Annotated in this window: 17 protein-coding genes; 15 read left to right on the forward strand and 2 right to left on the reverse strand. The window is 35.8% G+C overall.

Annotation, left to right across the window (positions count from 1 at the left end):
- Window positions 1–3: 3 nt before the first annotated feature.
- Window positions 4–1,566 (reverse strand): DUF4270 domain-containing protein, encoded by a 1,563-nt coding sequence (locus LB452_RS01780; protein WP_224460003.1) that lies wholly within the window; start codon window positions 1,564–1,566, stop codon window positions 4–6.
- Between the two features lie 4 nt (window positions 1,567–1,570).
- Window positions 1,571–2,392 carry a glycogen/starch synthase gene (locus LB452_RS01785; RefSeq protein ID WP_224460004.1) on the reverse strand — a complete coding sequence of 274 codons (822 nt, stop codon included), beginning with the start codon at window positions 2,390–2,392 and terminating at the stop codon, window positions 1,571–1,573.
- 109 nt (window positions 2,393–2,501) lie between these two features.
- Between LB452_RS01785 and panC the strand changes: the two genes are divergently transcribed.
- The 15 genes from panC to LB452_RS01860 all read left to right on the forward strand — a co-directional run bounded on the left by panC (window position 2,502) and on the right by LB452_RS01860 (window position 18,606).
- Entirely contained in the window at window positions 2,502–3,350 is an 849-nt protein-coding gene (gene panC / locus LB452_RS01790; RefSeq protein WP_224460005.1) for a pantoate--beta-alanine ligase, read from the forward strand.
- A gap of 3 nt (window positions 3,351–3,353) precedes the next feature.
- The gene (gene panD, locus LB452_RS01795) at window positions 3,354–3,701 is read left to right on the forward strand and encodes an aspartate 1-decarboxylase (protein WP_224460006.1); all 348 of its coding nucleotides are present in this window, start codon (window positions 3,354–3,356) and stop codon (window positions 3,699–3,701) included.
- 5 nt (window positions 3,702–3,706) lie between these two features.
- Entirely contained in the window at window positions 3,707–4,669 is a 963-nt protein-coding gene (locus tag LB452_RS01800) for a lysylphosphatidylglycerol synthase transmembrane domain-containing protein (protein WP_224460007.1), read from the forward strand.
- Between the two features lie 32 nt (window positions 4,670–4,701).
- The gene (locus LB452_RS01805) at window positions 4,702–5,847 is read left to right on the forward strand and encodes an alpha/beta hydrolase (RefSeq protein ID WP_224460008.1); all 1,146 of its coding nucleotides are present in this window, start codon (window positions 4,702–4,704) and stop codon (window positions 5,845–5,847) included.
- Window positions 5,848–5,850: 3 nt separating this feature from the next.
- On the forward strand, window positions 5,851–7,212 hold the full coding sequence (gene radA / locus LB452_RS01810) for a DNA repair protein RadA (RefSeq protein WP_224460009.1): 1,362 nt from the start codon (window positions 5,851–5,853) through the stop codon (window positions 7,210–7,212).
- 500 nt (window positions 7,213–7,712) lie between these two features.
- Window positions 7,713–11,120: an isoleucine--tRNA ligase gene (ileS, locus tag LB452_RS01815; protein WP_224460010.1), complete on the forward strand. Its 3,408-nt coding sequence runs from the start codon at window positions 7,713–7,715 to the stop codon at window positions 11,118–11,120.
- A gap of 1 nt (window position 11,121) precedes the next feature.
- Complete coding sequence (locus LB452_RS01820) at window positions 11,122–11,505, forward strand: TraR/DksA family transcriptional regulator (RefSeq protein ID WP_224460011.1); 384 nt, start codon at window positions 11,122–11,124, stop codon at window positions 11,503–11,505.
- Window positions 11,506–11,709: 204 nt separating this feature from the next.
- Window positions 11,710–12,711, forward strand: a complete 1,002-nt coding sequence (locus tag LB452_RS01825; protein WP_224460012.1) for a helix-turn-helix transcriptional regulator — start codon at window positions 11,710–11,712, stop codon at window positions 12,709–12,711.
- Window positions 12,712–12,979: 268 nt separating this feature from the next.
- Window positions 12,980–13,132: a hypothetical protein gene (locus LB452_RS01830; RefSeq protein WP_224460013.1), complete on the forward strand. Its 153-nt coding sequence runs from the start codon at window positions 12,980–12,982 to the stop codon at window positions 13,130–13,132.
- 85 nt (window positions 13,133–13,217) lie between these two features.
- Window positions 13,218–14,384, forward strand: a complete 1,167-nt coding sequence (locus LB452_RS01835) for a hypothetical protein (RefSeq protein WP_224460014.1) — start codon at window positions 13,218–13,220, stop codon at window positions 14,382–14,384.
- Window positions 14,363–15,811, forward strand: a complete 1,449-nt coding sequence (locus LB452_RS01840; protein ID WP_224460015.1) for an OmpA family protein — start codon at window positions 14,363–14,365, stop codon at window positions 15,809–15,811. The genes LB452_RS01835 and LB452_RS01840 overlap by 22 nt, the downstream gene beginning before the upstream one ends.
- Window positions 15,812–15,814: 3 nt before the next feature.
- A complete protein-coding gene (locus LB452_RS01845; protein WP_224460016.1) occupies window positions 15,815–16,474 on the forward strand; it encodes a hypothetical protein in 660 nt (219 codons plus the stop codon).
- A 77-nt stretch (window positions 16,475–16,551) separates the two neighbouring features.
- Window positions 16,552–17,253 carry a sll1863 family stress response protein gene (locus tag LB452_RS01850; RefSeq protein ID WP_224460017.1) on the forward strand — a complete coding sequence of 234 codons (702 nt, stop codon included), beginning with the start codon at window positions 16,552–16,554 and terminating at the stop codon, window positions 17,251–17,253.
- A 35-nt stretch (window positions 17,254–17,288) separates the two neighbouring features.
- Window positions 17,289–18,161, forward strand: coding sequence for a mechanosensitive ion channel family protein (locus LB452_RS01855; protein WP_224460018.1), 873 nt, complete (start codon window positions 17,289–17,291; stop codon window positions 18,159–18,161).
- A 34-nt stretch (window positions 18,162–18,195) separates the two neighbouring features.
- A complete protein-coding gene (locus LB452_RS01860; protein ID WP_224460019.1) occupies window positions 18,196–18,606 on the forward strand; it encodes a hypothetical protein in 411 nt (136 codons plus the stop codon).
- Window positions 18,607–18,673: the final 67 nt, after the last annotated feature.

The following is an 18,673-nucleotide window of genomic DNA, read 5'->3' on the forward strand; positions in this document are numbered from 1 at the left end:
TTATTAGTTAGTTTCAGTATAAATGATTCTCAACTTCATTTTTTTGGATTCAGTAGCAGATTGATTTCCGTGAATAACGATACCTCTGGGGGTTTCCATCATACTGCTAGGAACATTTTCTGAAATTCCAAGTTGAGAATTTTGAGTTTTTAAAAAATTTTGTTGATTCACATTTGGCGCAACATAAACGCCCAACTTCACATTGGTTGAGTCGCTATTGATCACGTTATTGATATGTGATGTGAGCCTGATTCTATAGAACAAGTCCCCATTATCATCTTCATCTAAAGGCGCTAAGTGAATAAATCGAGAAGTAGTAGGGTTTTCTGAAGCAGTAGGGTCTCGCAAATAATCTTCCAGGACTTCCTCATCATCCAGATTAAACAGAAAGATTCTGTTTAATCTATTTTTTGAATTTGGGGCTACTTCTTCATTGATGTAAAGATCTAGATTCGCTTCATTAATAAGCCAACCATTGGATCTTAATTCTTCCAATTCATCAGAAATTCCATCACCATCCGAGTCTGGTCCAGCAAAAAGTTTGATTATACCAGACGATCCTTCACCACCTTTAAGATATATATTTTCTTCACCCTGTATAGTATCTTGACTAGTCAAGTCTACGTTAAAATTATTGTTGTAAAGGTTAAGTTTTATTCCATTAAAATTCAAAACAAACTGATTGTACCGTGTTTCAACAGTAGTCGCGCCCTCATCATTTTCTACTTCCACCTCATTTCTGTAATAAATAGTGATGTTGGCATCTGCATTTTGAAAATCAAACATTGACATGCTCATTACAGGCTGCTGCTGCTCAGCTTCTATTAAAAATCCTCTTAAATAGTTTCTGAAGGCGGCATTACTTGCTAAGACTTCGGGATTGGGAGCATTAATGATTTTTTCATTGAAATACTCGTTTGGCATCTTAATCCGAATTCTTGGAGATAGGTTGAGAGTATCCAAACTTCCATTAAAAGTAGTTTCAACTAAGACAACTGGATCCGTAAGATCGGTGGGTTTTATGATATCTGAAGTGACCACCGGTTCTGTTTCAATGTTTGAATTGAATTGGTCAAGTTGATTTGTATAATATAGTTGTCTGTCCTGAAAATCTCCATTCTGTCCCGGATCAAGATCCCTTAAAAACTGATTGGACTGGTATACATTAAGCTTAAAGCTTCCATTTCCATAGACAGAATCCAACTCAAATTCATTCTCTTCGATCTGCCTGCTGTAGAAAGGAAGCGTCATAACAACTGAATCTATAACCGGGTTTGTACCAAAATTTGGATTGGTCTCGGCCAAACCTAATTGGGTAAGCAATTTGGTTTCAGACATACCATAAACTGGATCTGAATAGTGACCTATAAAATAATTTCTTAAACCATTGGCTTGTATTGCGTTATGCTTTTCGCTAAAAGCTACTATATTTTCACTTTCGTATGGAGGTTGTACTTGTATGCTATTGATATAATCTGTACCAACTTCTGAATACTCATTCTCACAGGAAAACAATAAAGTTAATACTAGAATTGAAGCTAAACTTCTAATTGCAATTTTCGACATAAAATTAATCTTCTTCTTCGTTTAATATATCTTTTAGGTAGTAAGTCTGGTAGGCATTTGCCATTTCTTCTCGCTTCACGTATGGCAAAATTGGTAATTCAGAATTTTCAATATAAGACCTAAGCTCCTCAGAAATATTTTCGCTCCCGATCACTAAACCGTCAGAGTTATCAATAGCAACTTTTAATAGATTGTCATGAGTTGGGCTGTCCAAATGAGCTACTGCATCGTCTTCTATACCATCAAACAAAACTTTCTTTTTCATCTCTTCATCTAACGTTCCCTTAAAGTTTTGATTGTATAGAGAAGTCACAATTTTAGCGTCAGAAAATAAAGGTTCATTCCCGTAATAATGTCTTAGATACATCGGCAACAAGGATGACATCCATCCATGAACGTGAATGATATCTGGAGACCAGTTCAATTTTTTTACAGTTTCAATAACTCCTTTTGCAAAAAAGATCGCACGTTCATCGTTATCATCAAATAATTCACCGTCTTCGTCAGAAAAAGTTGCTTTCCTTTTGAAATAATCTTCATTATCTATAAAGTAAACTTGCATCCTTTCTTTTGGAATTGAAGCTACCTTGATAATCAGTGGCATATCCAAATCGTTAATGACCAAATTCATTCCTGAAAGTCGAATAACCTCGTGTAATTGATGCCTACGCTCATTTATATTTCCAAACCTTGGCATAAAAATACGAGTTTGACCACCCGAGGCATTTATAAGTTTTGGAGCTTCAAAAGCTGTTGAAGAAATATCATTTTCGGGCAAATAAGGAACAACCTCAGATGAAACGTAAAGTATGCGTTTATCTTTCATAGAATTTTTACATTAAAGATTAATGACAAAAAGTTTGCAAATTTACAAAAATTTATGTGGATTCCCGTGAAAATATTAATATTGCAAACTCAATACATATACACAGCTTGTGGTTATTAACTCAAAAACGTCTCTCCAAGAAGTTTTAGAAATTATTAAAAAAGAAGGCAAAACGGTTGGGCTTGTTCCTACCATGGGTGCCTTACATGATGGGCATTTATCTTTAATAAATTTTGCTTACTCGCATTGCGATACGATTGTAGTAAGTATTTTTGTGAATCCTACTCAGTTTAACAACGCATCAGACCTAGAAAAATACCCTCGTAACGTAAGTAATGATACCGAATTTCTAAAACAACATAATCCTAAAACAATTGTTTTTACTCCAGATGTGAGCGATATATATAACGATAAAGTTGAGGCAGAATCTTTTGATTTTGGAAGTTATGTCGACTTTATGGAAGGTGAATTTAGAGTAGGCCATTTTGATGGAGTGGGAAGTGTTTTAAAGCGGCTTTTTGATATCGTCAAACCAGACAAGGCCTTTTTTGGTGAAAAGGACTTTCAGCAACTCATGGTTGTGAAAAAATTGGTCAAAATCACTGACCAGGATGTGGAAATTATAGGCTGTCCAACCAGCAGAAATGAATTTGGTCTAGCTCAAAGCTCTAGAAATTTTCGCCTTACTGATTCAGAATTGAAAGTGGCAGAACTTATTTATAGAGCTCTATCCAAAGCCAAAAAAATGTTTGACAACAATTCCATTAAAGAAATTGAAACCGAGGTAGAAAATATGTTTGAAGATGAGCCCGCTTTCCAACTCGAATATTTTTCTATTGTAAAAGAAGATGATCTTATTCCAACAAAAACTAAAGAACCTAAACAAAACTACAGAGCGTTTATAGCTGCCTTTCTTGGAGAAGTTAGGTTGATCGATAATATGGCGCTGAATTATTAAATTATGCAAATACATTTAGTCAAGTCAAAAATTCATCGCGTCACCGTTACTGGTGCCGATCTTAATTACATTGGTAGCATCACCATAGATGAAGATCTTATGGATGCCGCAAACATCTTTGAAGGTGAAAAAATACAAGTGGTCAACAACTCCAATGGGGAACGTTTAGAAACTTATGCCATTCCCGGTGCAAGAGGCAGTGGAGAAATCACGCTAAATGGCGCTGCAGCAAGAAAAGTCTCTCCTGGAGATATTCTTATTTTAATGGCTTACGCCATTATGACTCCGGAAGAAGCAAAAAATTTTAAACCTAAACTTGTCTTTCCAAACGAAAGAAATCTCCTGAATTAACCTGTATGAAAAAAGCCATTAAAAAATGGGGGAAGACTCTTGGTCCAATGGCTTTAGGTATTTTCTTTATTTGGTATTCTTTATCAAAGTTTACTTCAGAAGAACTTGACCAACTTTGGTTCAATATCAAAAACGTTGATATCATCTGGGTCATACTATCTTTTACGATGGGAATCTTATCTCATTTGTCTAGGTCTTACAGGTGGAAATATTTACTTGAACCCGTTCAAATTGTTCCAAAATTTTATAACTGCTTTCTATCGCTTATGCTTGGGTATCTGGCTAATCTTGGCATCCCAAGATCTGGAGAAGTATTAAGAGGTGCGACTTTAGCATCCTATGAAAATGTAAAATTTGAAAAGACTTTTGGCACTATCATTACTGAGCGTCTTGTAGACTTAGTTATGCTTCTTTCAATAGTTGGAATTACCTCTATTTCTCAGAGTGACAAAATATTTGAATTCTTTAAAAACCAAAACATCAATCCTTTTTTTGGAGGATTGCTAATTGTTACTATGATTTTACTACTGCTTATTGGTTTTAGAATAATAAAATACAGCAAACTTCCTTTGTTTCAAAAATTAAAAAATTTCATAGAAGAACTTTTCAATGGGATGAAAAGCGTATTTTCAATGAAAAATAAAGTCTATTTCTTATTTCACACTTTTGCGATTTGGGGGCTTTATGTAGGTATGTTTTATGTTTTGAAACATGCATTTCCAGAAACTCAGGATCTTGGCCTGCAAGCTACTCTTGTAGCATTTATATTTGGCGCATTCGCGATGACAGTCACCAATGGAGGGATTGGTCTTTACCCTATAGCCATAGGCATCGCCTTTAACGCCTTTGGAGTTCCAACAGAAACAGGAGAAGCATTTGGCTGGGTAATGTGGGGAACGCAAACAGGTCTTGTTATAGTTTTAGGCGGACTTTCCTTCCTGCTTTTACCACTTCTCAACAGAAGATAATTTTAGTACATTAGCAATCTAAACCAAAGCTTATGAAGCTAATCCTAATTTCATTTTTATGTTTTATCACTTTCTCCAAATCCTGTTTTTCTCAAACTGAATATATTGAAGTAACTTCTTCAATTTTGAAAGAAACCAGACAAATCAAACTTCAACTCCCAAGAAATTATTCCTCCAGCAACAAAGAATATCCTGTCATCATTGTCCTCGACGGCGATTATTTGTTTGAGCCCTTTGCCGGCAACGCAGATTACCTTAGCTATTGGGAGATCATACCAGAATCTATTGTGATAGGCATCAATCAGTCTGGACATAGGATGAAAGACGGGAACATAGATCCCGAAAGCGGATTACCAAGTACAACTGGGGCAGATTTCTTCGAGTTTATAGGGTTTGAAGTGCTGAAGTATGTTGATGAAAATTACAGAACAACTCCATTTACAATAGTTGCTGGCTTAGATTATATGGCTAATCTCTCTAATTTTTATCTTTTGAAAGAAAATCCACTTTTCAATGGCTATATCAATTTTAGTCCAGATACAGACCCAAAGCTTCCTGAACGCCTTAAAAAGAAACTCGACAAAATAGATTCTAAAATCTGGTATTACCTTGCCACGTCAGAATATGACATCCCTGAACTAAAAAATAAAGCCAAAGAGCTGGATTCTTATTTATCAATATGTAATAATCCGAATTTCAATTACCAGTATGAAATTATAGAAGATGCAGATCATTTTAGCTTTGTAGCCGATGCAATACCTAAATCTTTGATTTCAATATTTTCTACCTATGGCCCGATTTCAGATTTCGAGTACGAGACAAAATTTCTCGAAGCTAAATCTCCAGCCAACACACTCGAAGATAAATACCTTACAATTCAGGAACTTTATGCTATTGAAATTCCCATAAGAACTGTAGATTTCCTAAAAACAGCAGATGCTATAGAAGAAAAGAAATTATGGGAGGATTATCGCGAGCTTAGTAAACTCGCCAAAAAACAAAGTCCAAATACAGTTTTGTACAATTATTTTCAAGGACGGTATTATGAAAAAATAGGCGAACCCAACAGAGCCATAAAAGAGTACCAGGCAGCCTACGGACTAGAAAAGGCAGGCTATCTCAATAGCGAGGTTCTTCTTGCCAAAGCAGACGAACTCAAAAGAATTTATGGAAACTAAACTATGGCTAAAACCAAAACAACATTTTTCTGTCAGAATTGTGGCGCACAACACGCCAAATGGCAAGGCCAGTGCAATGCCTGCAAAGAATGGAACACTTTAGTAGAAGAAGTCGTTGATTCCAAACCCGAAAAAACCTGGAAACCAGCGACCTCAAATTCACCCAAACGGATTTCCAAACCACAGCGCATCAATGACATTAAGATTGGTAAAGAAATAAGAATCCCCACCTCCAATCAAGAATTCAATCGTGTGTTAGGAGGCGGCATTGTTCCTGGCAGCATTACTTTGCTTGGTGGTGAACCCGGCGTCGGCAAAAGCACACTCCTGCTTCAGTTGTCTTTAAGTTTTAAGCAGAAAGTATTATATGTTTCTGGGGAGGAAAGTCAGCAGCAAATCAAAATGAGAGCCGAGCGTATTCAGAAGGAAGAGTCTAATTGTTATGTCCTTTCAGAAACGAAAACCCAACTCATTTTCACACAAATTGAAGCCATGGAACCTGAAATCTTAATTATAGATTCCATCCAAACGCTTCATACCGATTACGTAGAAAGTTCACCTGGCAGTGTTTCTCAAATTAGAGAATGCACCTCAGAACTCATTAAATATGCTAAAGAAACCAACGTGCCCATCATTTTGATTGGTCACATTAATAAAGAAGGCAGCATCGCCGGACCCAAAGTATTGGAACACATGGTAGATACGGTACTTCAATTTGAAGGCGATAAAAATTACGCCTACAGAATCTTAAGAGCTCACAAAAACAGATTTGGTTCTACCCATGAGCTCGGCATTTATGAGATGCAGGCAGGCGGATTGGTAGAAGTCTCCAATCCCTCAGACATCCTTATTTCCAAAACGGACACCCACTTGAGTGGAACTGCCATTGCTGCCACTTTAGAAGGCATGCGGCCGATGATGATTGAAATTCAAGCTTTGGTAAGTTCTGCCGTTTACGGCACGCCACAGCGGTCTGCGACCGGCTACAACCTGAAGCGACTCAACATGATTCTGGCTGTTTTAGAAAAGCGGGCAGGCTTTCACCTAGGTGCCAAAGACGTGTTTCTCAACATCACAGGAGGCATCAGCATAGACGATCCAGCCATAGATTTGGCCGTGGTTGCCGCCATATTATCCTCCAGTGAAGACGTGTCCATCCCCAAAGATATTTGCTTTGCCGCCGAGGTTGGCTTGGCAGGAGAAATCAGACCCGTCACCCGTGTGGAGCAGCGAGTTATGGAAGCCGAAAAGCTTGGTTTTGCCAGCATTCTCATCTCCAAACAAAGTAAATTACCGAAAGAAACTTATAAAATTAATGTGACCCGCGTTGCCAAAATTGAAGATGTCGTGGATGCTCTATTTTGAGAATGATAATTTTTTTTTAAGCTGAATTTGCCTCTGTTAACTTTAAAACTCATCGATACATTGCTTGTTGCTGAAAGTTAACTTTATGCGAAGGGCTTGGTTTTCGTTGGAAAAACTGAAAGCTATGAAGAAGATTGATTTTTTATTTCAAATCTAAAGTTTCAAAATTGTATTTTAAAACTAAACACTCCTAATACCTAACTCCTTAAACCTACTAACTACTTCTCGAACTCTCCGCTCAAAGTCCTCATCACTTAGCAAATCAAAGGCTCACAAACTAATTAACCCACAATTCAAAATATCGAATACCAATCATCAAATTCTAAATACTTATGTGTCTTTTAATTTCTTATTCCTTTCTCCTGACTAAAACCTACCAATTACTAACTAAAACAACCCCTCTTAGATTTAACGATAACTTCATTCTCAGATTTTCAAAAGACTGAGGGTCAATTTGGAATAAATCCTTATTTTCGCAAATCATTAGAAAAATAGCAAAAATGAGCAAGAAATTTCCTGAGTATAAAGGACTTGACCTCCCAAAAGTAGCAGAAGACATCATGAGTTTTTGGGATGAAAATGCCATTTTCGACAAAAGTATGGATGAGCGCGAAGGCGCTGAGCCTTTCATCTTTTTCGAAGGGCCTCCGTCTGCCAATGGCATGCCGGGTATTCACCACGTCATGGCCCGAAGCATCAAGGATATTTTTTGCCGTTATAAAACTCAGAAGGGATTTCAAGTTAAACGTAAGGCTGGCTGGGACACTCACGGTTTACCTGTGGAGCTAAAGGTCGAAAAGGAACTTGGAATTTCTAAAGAAGACATAGGTACCAAAATTTCAGTAGAAGATTACAACAACGCCTGTAAGGAGGCTGTCATGCGCTACACCGATGTATGGAACGACCTCACCAAGAAAATTGGCTATTGGGTCGATATGGATGATCCTTATATCACCTACAAATCCAAATACATGGAAACTGTGTGGTGGTTGCTGTCAGAAATCTATAAAAAAGGATTGATTTATAAAGGATATACCATTCAGCCGTATTCTCCAAAAGCTGGTACGGGCTTGAGCTCTCACGAACTGAATCAGCCTGGAACCTATCAAGATGTGTCGGACACCACAGTGACAGCACAGTTTAAAGCTAAAAAAGATACTTTACCTCAACAGCTTCAAAAGGTTAATGGCGATGTGTTCTTACTAGCCTGGACGACAACTCCCTGGACTTTACCGAGTAACACAGCTTTAACGGTTGGTAAAAAGATTGACTATGCATTGGTCAAATCTTATAACCAGTATACTTTTGAACCTTCAAATGTGATTGCCGCCAAAGAGTTGATTCCAAAGCTTTTTAAAAAGAAGTTTGTAAAGGTCGAATCTGAAGAGGAGCTTAAAAACTACAAGGAAGGCGACAAAAAAATACCTTATTTCATTACCGAAGCATTTAAAGGTGAAAGCTTGATTGAAGCTCAATATGAGCAATTGATGCCTTTTGCTAAGCCTTACCACAATCCAGAAAATGCCTTCCGTGTGATTGCCGGAGATTTTGTAACCACAGAAGATGGAACAGGAATCGTGCACACTGCCCCTACGTTTGGTGCAGACGATGCCATGGTTTGTAAGCAAGCTCAACCCGAAGTTCCAGGACTTTTGGTAAAAGATGAAAATGATAATTTGGTTCCGCTTGTCGACTTGAAAGGCCGCTTCCGAAAAGAAGTTGGACCTTACGCAGGCAAATACGTCAAAAACGAATATTACGAAGACGGCGAAACTCCAGAGAAATCTGTAGATGTGGAAATCGCTATTCAGCTGAAAGAAGAAAACAGAGCCTTTTTGGTCGAAAAATATGTTCACTCCTATCCTAACTGCTGGAGAACTGATAAGCCTATCCTCTACTATCCGTTGGATTCCTGGTTCATTAAAGTAACTGATTTCAAAGACAGAATGCATGAACTCAACAAGACCATCAACTGGAAACCTGCGGCAACTGGTGAAGGTCGATTTGGCAACTGGTTGGCCAATGCTAACGACTGGAACTTATCCAGATCGCGGTATTGGGGAATTCCTCTGCCCATCTGGAGAACGGAAGATGGCAAACAAGAAAAAATAATAGGTTCTGTAAAAGAACTTAAAGAAGAAATTGCAAAAGCAGTAAAAGCTGGTGTCATGGACAAAGATCCATTTGAAGGCTTTGAAGTCGACAATTTCAGTGAAGAAAATTACGAGAAAGTTGATTTACATAAAAATACCGTTGATCAGATCACTTTAGTGTCTGATTCTGGCCAGGCCATGAAACGCGAAGCCGACTTGATCGATGTTTGGTTTGATTCAGGGTCCATGCCTTATTCCCAATGGCATTATCCTTTTGAAAATAAAGAGAAAGTAGAAAACACCTGGAGGTCTGCCGATTTCATCGCTGAAGGAGTTGACCAAACCAGAGGTTGGTTTTACACATTGCATGCTATCGCAACGATGATCTTTGACGATGTGGCCTACAAAAATGTGGTCTCAAACGGTTTAGTTTTAGACAAGAACGGACAGAAAATGTCCAAACGTTTGGGCAATGCTGCAGATCCTTTCGAGACTTTAAAAACCTATGGTCCCGATGCTACGCGTTGGTATATGATTTCAAACGCCAATCCATGGGATAATTTGAAATTCGATCTGGAAGGTATTGGAGAAATTCAACGTAAATTCTTTGGAACGCTTTACAACACCTACTCGTTCTTTTCTATGTACGCAAACCTGGACAACTTTCAGTATGAAGAAAAAGACATCGACAGAAAAGACAGACCTGAAATTGATCGCTGGATTTTATCAGAATTGAATACACTCATCCAAACTGTGGATGACTTTTATGCCAACTACGAGCCGACTAAGGCGACGCGAGCGATTTCAGAATTCGTTCAGGAAAATATGAGTAACTGGTACGTGCGATTGAGCAGGAGACGTTTCTGGAAAGGAGACTACAAAACTGATAAAGTTTCAGCTTATCAAACTCTGTTTACGTGTTTGAAAACTATCGCTCAACTTTCTGCTCCAGTGGCTCCATTTTTCTCGGATAGGCTCTACAAAGATTTAACATCAACGTGTATTGGAGATCACAAAGAGAGCGTACATTTGGCTAATTTCCCAAAGCAAAATCCAGAGTTGATTGATAAAAGTTTGGAACATAAAATGCAGATGGCACAAAGCATATCGTCTTTAGCTTTATCCTTGAGAAAAAAGGAAATGATCAAAGTAAGACAACCTTTGGAACGCATTATGATTCCGGCTTTGGATCCGACAATCAAAGAACAAATTGCAGAAGTTTCAGACTTGATAAAATCAGAAATTAATGTCAGAACTATTGAATTTATTGATGACACCTCTGGAATTTTGGTTAAAGATATCAAGCCCAACTTTAAAGTCCTAGGACCGCGATTTGGGAAAGACATGAAGCATGTAGCTCATGCCATACAGAAGATGGAAGCTAAAGACATTACTGATTTAGAAAAAAACAAGTCTATCGAACTAGAAGTGAATGGTAAAAAGACTTCAATAAGCATTGATGAAGTTGAAATACTTTCTCAAGACATTGAAGGCTGGCTGGTAGCTAGTGGAAATGGCTTGACGGTCGCGCTTGATGTGACGCTCAACGAAGAATTGGTAAATGAAGGCATCGCCAGAGAATTGGTAAACAGAATTCAAAATTTAAGAAAAGACTCCGGACTAGAAGTGACGGACAGAATAAATATTGAACTTCAAGAGGATGAAAAAATATCTAAAGCTGTTCACCAAAATCTTGACTATATTAAAACTGAAACACTAACTAACGCTATTAATTTAACTACAAACGTGAAAAATGGTCTAGAGATAGAATTTGACGATGTCAAGACCGTTTTAGCAATTGAAAAACAGAATTAAAATGAGTGAACAAAACAATAAAGAGCGCTATTCTGACGAAGAATTGGCAGAGTTTAAAAAGTTGATTTTAGAAAAAATTGAAAAAGCTAAAAATCAACTCAATCTTTACGAAGACGCATATAAAAACGGCAGCAGTAACGATACTGAAGATACTGCTCCTACTTTCAAATCTTTTGACGAAGGCAGCAACACTTTGAGCAAGGAAGCAAATTCTCAATTGGCCATAAGACAAGGAAAATTTATCCGTGATCTTCAAAATGCTTTGATTCGTATCGAAAATAAAACTTTTGGTATTTGTCGTGAAACAGGAAAATTGATTCGTAAAGAGCGTTTGATTTTAGTACCTCATGCAACACTTAGCATAGAAGCAAAAAATAAGCAGTAAAATAAACCGTACATTTTTTAAACGATCAAAGCACGGAATTCTCTGTGCTTTGATCGTTTAAACACTAATTGAATTTCAGTTATTAATTATACATCTAGTTCTAATAGCTTTGAGTTTACCTTTCAAAATGTAATTTAAAATTTAAACAACGATATTTGTATATTAAAATAAAATAATTGAATTTGTACTCAGTTTTTACTATTAATGAAAATAAAAATAGAAAAAAATAATGCCCTAGGTTTACATACCGCATTAAATCAAAACCTTCATACTATTGACTCTAAAAGAGGTTTTGAGCTTAAGACCCGAATTGCAAATGGAATAGGAGATCTCAATCTTATTAGCTATGAATTTGACAAAGGTTTTAATTTTAATATTTTAAAAGGAGATATCAGCTCTTTACTAGAACTTGATTTTGAAGAAGATAAAAATAATTATTTGAGATTTTTCTTTGTAAGGAAAGGAGAGCTAATTCATAATGTATCTCCAAATATTCGTTATAGGCTTACAGACAACTTTTCTTGTATGGTCGCAGCAAAAGGTGGCGAAAATCAACTATTTACATTCCCTGTCCAGAATGACATTGAGCTCTTGTTTCTGCAGGTTGAAACTCAAAGCTTTTCTATTGATTTGAAATCAGATTTTTTTAGCTTACCTAAACAAATAGGTAATGTATTGATGAATAAGAAAATGGATGATCATTTTATTTATCACAGCCTTTACACTTTAGACATCAGCGAAACTATTTCAGAAATAGTAAACACTGAAAAAGAAGGGATGGTGAAGCGATTCTTTTTGGAGTCCAAAGCTCTTGAATTACTTTGGCTTCAATCCGAACAGTTTGACAAAGAAACCTCTGAAGGTTACAGTAAAAAAGTCCTAAGAAAGCAAGACGTGCCTGTAATCAAAAAAGCAAAAGAATACATTCATAACAATCTTGAGAAAAAACTGACATTGTCTTTAATTTCTCGAGAAATAGGTACAAATGAAACAAAGCTTAAAACTGGATTTAGAAAATTATATGGCAAAACGTTCACTGACATTATAAGACTGGAGCGATTGAATAAAGCAAAAGCTCTCATAGATGATGGCGATCTAAGCATAAAAGAAATTGCTAATTTTTGTGGCTATAAAAGCACATCAATGTTCAGCACTAGGTTCAAACAACGCTTCGGAACTACCCCTGGCAAGTATAAAAACTCTTAAAAAGCTTTTTTTTTATCTCAATCGGGTGAACTTTTCAAAAAAGAAAGATTTAAATGTATTTCTATTATACATTTACTAGAAATTTAAGTGCATGCCAATCAAGAACTTGAGTTCTACCGTTCTACTCTTCTACCATTGATTAAATACTGAAACTTATATTTTAAAATAGAAATAAATTACCCCTAATAATCGACCCCTAATGCGCACTCTTAAATCCATTTTATTACTGATAATCATAATAGCAGCTACTATTTTCATGTTCCAAAATATGGAAACCGTTAGCTTAAAATTTATCAAATGGCAGCTAGAAATACCCCTATCTGCTGCAAGTATACTGTTGTATGTTTTAGGTGCGGTTTCCGGAGGTTTGATTTTTTCAATGCTAAAGAAACTTGCTATCGAAAATAAAAGCAGAAATTAGACATTCACAATTAAAAAAATAAATTAATTCTGAAGCTCATACTAAAGCTTTATAATTTACAAACCCTTTATATAAACTATTAAACATGAATAAAACATTACTTACGACTCTTTTACTTCTTTGTTCCCTAACTGTATCTTATTCACAAGAAAGAAGCGTTAAAATTGATTTTGAATCTGGAACATTTTATAACACTCCAAGAATACCATTTGATGAAACCCTCTCAATAGTAGGCGAAGCTGGAAAGGATATAGAGATGGTAAAAGTCAATATCTCTTACGAAGAGAAAGATTACACCCTGCATTCTTATCTATGGAATAGAATAGAAAGGAACTCTTCTGAAACCTTCAACATCATCGTTCCACCAGTTTTAAGATCGAATACAAAATATGATTTTGAAATCATCACCTACAAGCTGTTATCTAATTCGCAAAAGTCAAAATTGCTTGAAAATCTTGAAAGCAGAATACGTTTTCTCTTGATGAATAACATGTATTACGATGGAAAAAATGTAAATGTAAACAAGCCCAAAAACGTTTACGAAGAGCTAGAAAAACTAGTAAAAGAATCATTAAAATACCATGAATCTAAAAACATGATTTCTGTAGAATCTCCTTCGTCTTTGGTACTACAGGAATTAGAAAAACAAAATGATTTTAAATTCAGTAGATTTTTTAAGAAAACGACCAGAGATGAGAAAAGCGAAAAAGCGAACGAATTGATCCAAGAAAAAGTAGATCACCTTGTGAAATTAATAAGCACTGAACTTGCTCCTTTTATCAATAGTGATATTGTACAGCATTATAAGCTGGTAAATATAAAATCAGTAAAGACAGATAAAGAACGCTTCACTTTACCAGTAAATGTTGGCATGTACGCCTGGAGCAAATCTGTGGATATCAACAGTTCATCTGTTGAAAATATTGATTTCACCCCTGGAGTTGGCATTACCATTCCTTTCAACAACAAAAGTAAGCTAGCAATGAAATCTCGTATTTTCGATTCGTTTGGATTCTCTCTAGGAGTTTTACTCGAACCTATTGAAGACGCAGAGGGAACAGAGTATGTAACTCCTGGAGTAGATCTTCCAATCTACACTGGCTTAGGCTTTAGAATGTTTAAAGTGGTACGTTTTAACGCAGGCATCCTCATACTTGGAGAAAAAGGAACCGAAAATCTTGAAAAATTATCTATCATACCAACGGCTGGATTAGCCTTAGAACTTGACCTATGGATGGGAATAAGAAAATAAAAGCACTGGTTTATTCACTTGTTCTGGTCGTTTCAATCACTGCCTGCAGTATTCAGAGTACGAGCTACACAGGATTGTATATTGATAGTGACTCAGCACTTGAATTTCCTGTAGAAACTGAAGTAATAAAGCCAGAGAAAGTTGATTTAACTCAAGTGGATCCTACAGATTCAGTAGTAAGTCCTCATGAACAAAAAAGAGTTATGAACATCTCTTCTGATAGTGTCTATTCAAAAAAACTTATTTACGAAAATACCTCTTCGTTACTTAAGAATCATTCTCGTAAAAACAGTATGAGAGAGGATACAAAATCAACAGAAGGCAATAGCGTGTCAGGTTCTAAGACTAAAGATTCTGTAAACAAAATCAGTCTGGACGCACAGAATAAAGAGTTTAAAAAACTACAACAGAAGATCACTGAAGATAAAAATTCAATGTACCTTAGAGACAGTTCTTTCACTTTAACCAGGGCACAGAAACTTCAAATTGTATCTGGAGAAAAAAAGACTCAGGAAGAAGCAGAAAATTATAATAAAGCGAATACCGACCGAAATCAGACACAGAGAACGGATACAGTCTTTATTGTAAAAGAAATTTACAGGAATACAAACGCTAATTTTTCAGAAAAAACCGAATCTGAAAACGACGATTTAAAAAACCGGATAGAGCGCTTAGAGTCTCAAAAATCAGAGTCTCGTAAAAAAGTTCAGCAAGATAGGGAGCCTGTTTATATAGAAAAAGAAGTTCCGTCTAGAGAAGTAGAAAAAAGCAGTGATGAAAGTTTTGAGTCTGTTTACAAAGAAGTTGTAAGGCATGAACCTGCCAGACCACAAAATAATGCAATCCAGCCTCTGATAACTATTCCACAGCAACGAGATACTGTCTACATCGAAAAAGAGGTACCTGTAAAAGAAACAATAGTTTTAGAAAACAAGAGTGATAAAGCTGTTTACGAAAAGCTAAATTCTCAGAATGATACGATTAAACAACTTAAAGAACAGCTTACTCAGAAGGCGCTTTTACAACAAAAAACGGATACCATATATAAGGTAAATGAAGTCCCTGTTTATAAAACAAAGGAGGTTGATTCTCTAAGTATTACTGCATTTTATGATATAGGTAAAACAGCACCTTCCAACGATGTGATGAAGGAACTAAAGGAAGTACTAGAAAGTAAGCCTGTAGGAAAAATTATGCTTTCCGGCTATACCGATGCTTCGGGAAACCAAAGCATCAATAAGGCTTTGACGGATAGAAGGCTGGAATACATAAAGGAACTCATGGCCAAAGTTGTACCTGTCCATAAAATTTATGTGCAAAATTTTGGGGATACATTTGCGTCGAGTGAAGTTATTCCGACAGAGCGAAGAGTTGAGATTAAAGTGTACATCAAGCCAGAAAATGAACAAATTAAAATTGATAAATAAGATATGAAAGTAAAGATTTTAGAAGCCAAAACCCTAAACGAACTCGATTCTTATTGGTCAAATGAAGATTACTCAGCTTTACTAAAAGAGTTTGACTTCCCCGAAGCTGATGAGGTTAAGGATGAAAATTTGAGAGAAATGCTTTTCATGGCCATTTCAGATTTTGAGCCGAACGAAGCTGCCAATATTATTCTAACCTACAAATTGAGCGATCAACTGAATGAAGGCCAAATTCATTCTATATCTCATGAAATGACTAACGATAAAGTGGCTGAAGAATATCCCGAACCTAGTTTGCACTACGATTTATTCAACATCAATCAGCTTTTATACAAGGCTTATAACGGTACTTTTCCTAATACTGAAGCTACACTTCTAAAATTTGAAGTTGTGGAAGACGATGGAATTGACATTGGAGAAGACAGAGAAATCCTGGCAAAAGTAATTGCGGGAGCCCTCAACAATAGAAGCCTTGTAAAAAGACTTTTCGCGGATCAACTTGAAGCTAGTGTAAAATTTGAAGATGCTCACAAATTCATCTGGACCATAAAAAATCCTGAAAAGAATAAGTATCATGTGTTAACATCTAAGTACTGGATAAGCAAAGAAGATATTGTAGGCTCTGACTATGATATCGAAGTCAAAAATTTTGAAGAAGAGTAAAGAAATTAAGATTAGAATCTGAAAATTGACTATCTTAATATCTATAAATTTAAACTGAATAATTAAAATCTTACACAATGAATAAAGAAGAATATAAAGCAAAGGCAGCACAACTTATAGATGAGGCTTCTGCAAAAATCAATGAATTAAAGGCTAAAAAAGAATCTGCTAAAGAAGATTCTGAAACAAAGTACGACAAGGCAATAGCAGAATTTGAAGCTAAAAAAACTGATCTGGAATCGAAATTTGAAGAATTGAAAACTACTTCAGAAGACAAATGGGAAGAGTCTAAAGTAAAGTTTTCTTCTGCTTTTGATTCTTTTGAAGAAGGGTGGAGTAAATTAAAATCAATATTTACGATACTTATCGTTTTAACTTTATTAGTTGCCTGTAATTCATCAAATAAAGATGAAAAGACGACTTCTGAAGATGTACAGAAAGAAATGAATGATGTCATTGAGGTGTCTAAAGAGTATAGTGCAGAAAAGTGGGAGGACTTAAGCAATAAAGTCGAAGAATTAAAAAATGATGTTGAAGACAGAACCAAAGAAGCCGAAGAGCAGTACAACAATCTAAGTGATAACCTTCAAGATAAATACAAAGAACAAAAGCAAGAGATTTCCAATCAAAAAACTGAACTGGACAAAAAGCTTGAAGCCTTTCAAAATGCATCTGGCGAGAAAAAAGAAGAGTTAAAGTCCGAAATTATTCAGCTTAAATCTGCTTTAGACAAAAGTGTTTCAACTTTCAAAAAAGAAATGGAAGAAAACCAGCAGTGATGGATCTTGAGTCTACTTAATTTCTTTAAAAACCTATGAATAGATCTGAGGAGTTTTATGAAGATGTGATTTTTTACTTTGAGACAAATTACATCAATCTTGGCTTAACCCTGCTTTTCTTAATTGTAGGGTTTTTGATAGCCAATTTTGTAAAGCAAAGGATAAAATTACGTTTGGTTAAGAAGTCTCCAAACCGAATCACAGCTACGTTTATATCTCAAATCATCAGTTTCGTTATCAAAACTGCTGTGATATTGATTACGCTTTATTTGCTTGGACTCGATTCTTTCACAAATAAAATTCTGGCAGGTGCAGGATTGTTAACCTTCGTTATCGGTTTTGCTTTAAAAGACATTGGAGAAAACTTTTTAGCCGGTATTATTCTTGCCTTTAAAAGTCCTTTCAGGCTAGATGATCTGATAGAAGTAAATCAAATTGTCGGTTTTGTCAAGGATATCAGCATTCGCGAAACTCTCATAAAAACACCAGATGGGAAAGATGTTTTTTTACCGAATTCTATCATTCTGAAGAGCCCACTTTTCAATTACACTATTGATGGTTTTTTAAGATATGAATTTATAGTGGGTATTGCCTATGAAAACAGTCCTACCAGAGCAACTGAAATCATTGAAAAAACTCTCAACCAGACCGAAGACGTCCTAAAAGGAGATAAAAACCCTACCATAGCTATTGACGAGTTGGCAACTAATACCATCAATCTAAAAATAAGATTCTGGGTAGATACATTTAAATCAAAAAAGCGTTCTGTACATCAAAGTGTTCGTTCTGAGGTCATGAATAAAGTGGTTGCAGCCTTAACTTCTGAGGGCTTTAGCTTGCCAGCTTCTATCGTTGAGTTAAAAAATTATGAATCTTCAAACTCTTTAAAAATCAAATTAGACAAATAAACTTTATAAATTCAGCATTTTCAATACTAAGCATATGAAAAGCATAAAATTCACACTACTTGCAGCCTTAATATTCATTATAAATTCCTGTTCAGAAACCTACGAGTTCCCGGTATCAAAGGTAACACCTGCAGCAGATATTACTGCTGAGATAAAAGAGCAACAGGATCCTAACTATTTAGTAACTCTGGAAGCAAAAAACTTAGCTGCTCCTGAGAGATTAGAAAAGCCAAAGAAGAATTATGTCATATGGATGATGTCTAAAAAAGGAACACTTAGAAATGTAGGACATTTTAATCAGGAAAACGCAGTAAAATCCACTTATACAGCATCCTTTCCTTACCAGCCAATGGAGATATTAATTACTGCTGAAGACGAAGAAGGAGGGTGCTTTCCGGATGGCATAGAAATTTCAAGATTAAATCTTAGGAAAAATAAAAAATAGTAAATTATAGTAAATTTAGTATCAGACTAAAAAATTCAAACACTTTTATTAATACTTAAATTTTAAT

The organism is Psychroflexus longus, assembly GCF_020164595.1.
Taxonomy (GTDB): Bacteria; Bacteroidota; Bacteroidia; order Flavobacteriales; family Flavobacteriaceae; genus Psychroflexus; species Psychroflexus longus.

Bases quoted from the DNA above. Each gene is read 5' to 3' on its own strand.
- LB452_RS01780 (WP_224460003.1), bottom strand. From the start codon at position 1,566: ATGTCGAAAATTGCAATTAGAAGTTTAGCTTCAATTCTAGTATTAACT.
- LB452_RS01785 (WP_224460004.1), bottom strand. From the start codon at position 2,392: ATGAAAGATAAACGCATACTTTACGTTTCATCTGAGGTTGTTCCTTAT.
- panD (WP_224460006.1), top strand. From the start codon at position 3,354: ATGCAAATACATTTAGTCAAGTCAAAAATTCATCGCGTCACCGTTACT.
- LB452_RS01800 (WP_224460007.1), top strand. From the start codon at position 3,707: ATGAAAAAAGCCATTAAAAAATGGGGGAAGACTCTTGGTCCAATGGCT.
- LB452_RS01805 (WP_224460008.1), top strand. From the start codon at position 4,702: ATGAAGCTAATCCTAATTTCATTTTTATGTTTTATCACTTTCTCCAAA.
- radA (WP_224460009.1), top strand. From the start codon at position 5,851: ATGGCTAAAACCAAAACAACATTTTTCTGTCAGAATTGTGGCGCACAA.
- ileS (WP_224460010.1), top strand. From the start codon at position 7,713: ATGAGCAAGAAATTTCCTGAGTATAAAGGACTTGACCTCCCAAAAGTA.
- LB452_RS01820 (WP_224460011.1), top strand. From the start codon at position 11,122: ATGAGTGAACAAAACAATAAAGAGCGCTATTCTGACGAAGAATTGGCA.
- LB452_RS01825 (WP_224460012.1), top strand. From the start codon at position 11,710: ATGAAAATAAAAATAGAAAAAAATAATGCCCTAGGTTTACATACCGCA.
- LB452_RS01830 (WP_224460013.1), top strand. From the start codon at position 12,980: ATGGAAACCGTTAGCTTAAAATTTATCAAATGGCAGCTAGAAATACCC.
- LB452_RS01835 (WP_224460014.1), top strand. From the start codon at position 13,218: ATGAATAAAACATTACTTACGACTCTTTTACTTCTTTGTTCCCTAACT.
- LB452_RS01840 (WP_224460015.1), top strand. From the start codon at position 14,363: ATGGATGGGAATAAGAAAATAAAAGCACTGGTTTATTCACTTGTTCTG.
- LB452_RS01845 (WP_224460016.1), top strand. From the start codon at position 15,815: ATGAAAGTAAAGATTTTAGAAGCCAAAACCCTAAACGAACTCGATTCT.
- LB452_RS01850 (WP_224460017.1), top strand. From the start codon at position 16,552: ATGAATAAAGAAGAATATAAAGCAAAGGCAGCACAACTTATAGATGAG.
- LB452_RS01855 (WP_224460018.1), top strand. From the start codon at position 17,289: ATGAATAGATCTGAGGAGTTTTATGAAGATGTGATTTTTTACTTTGAG.
- LB452_RS01860 (WP_224460019.1), top strand. From the start codon at position 18,196: ATGAAAAGCATAAAATTCACACTACTTGCAGCCTTAATATTCATTATA.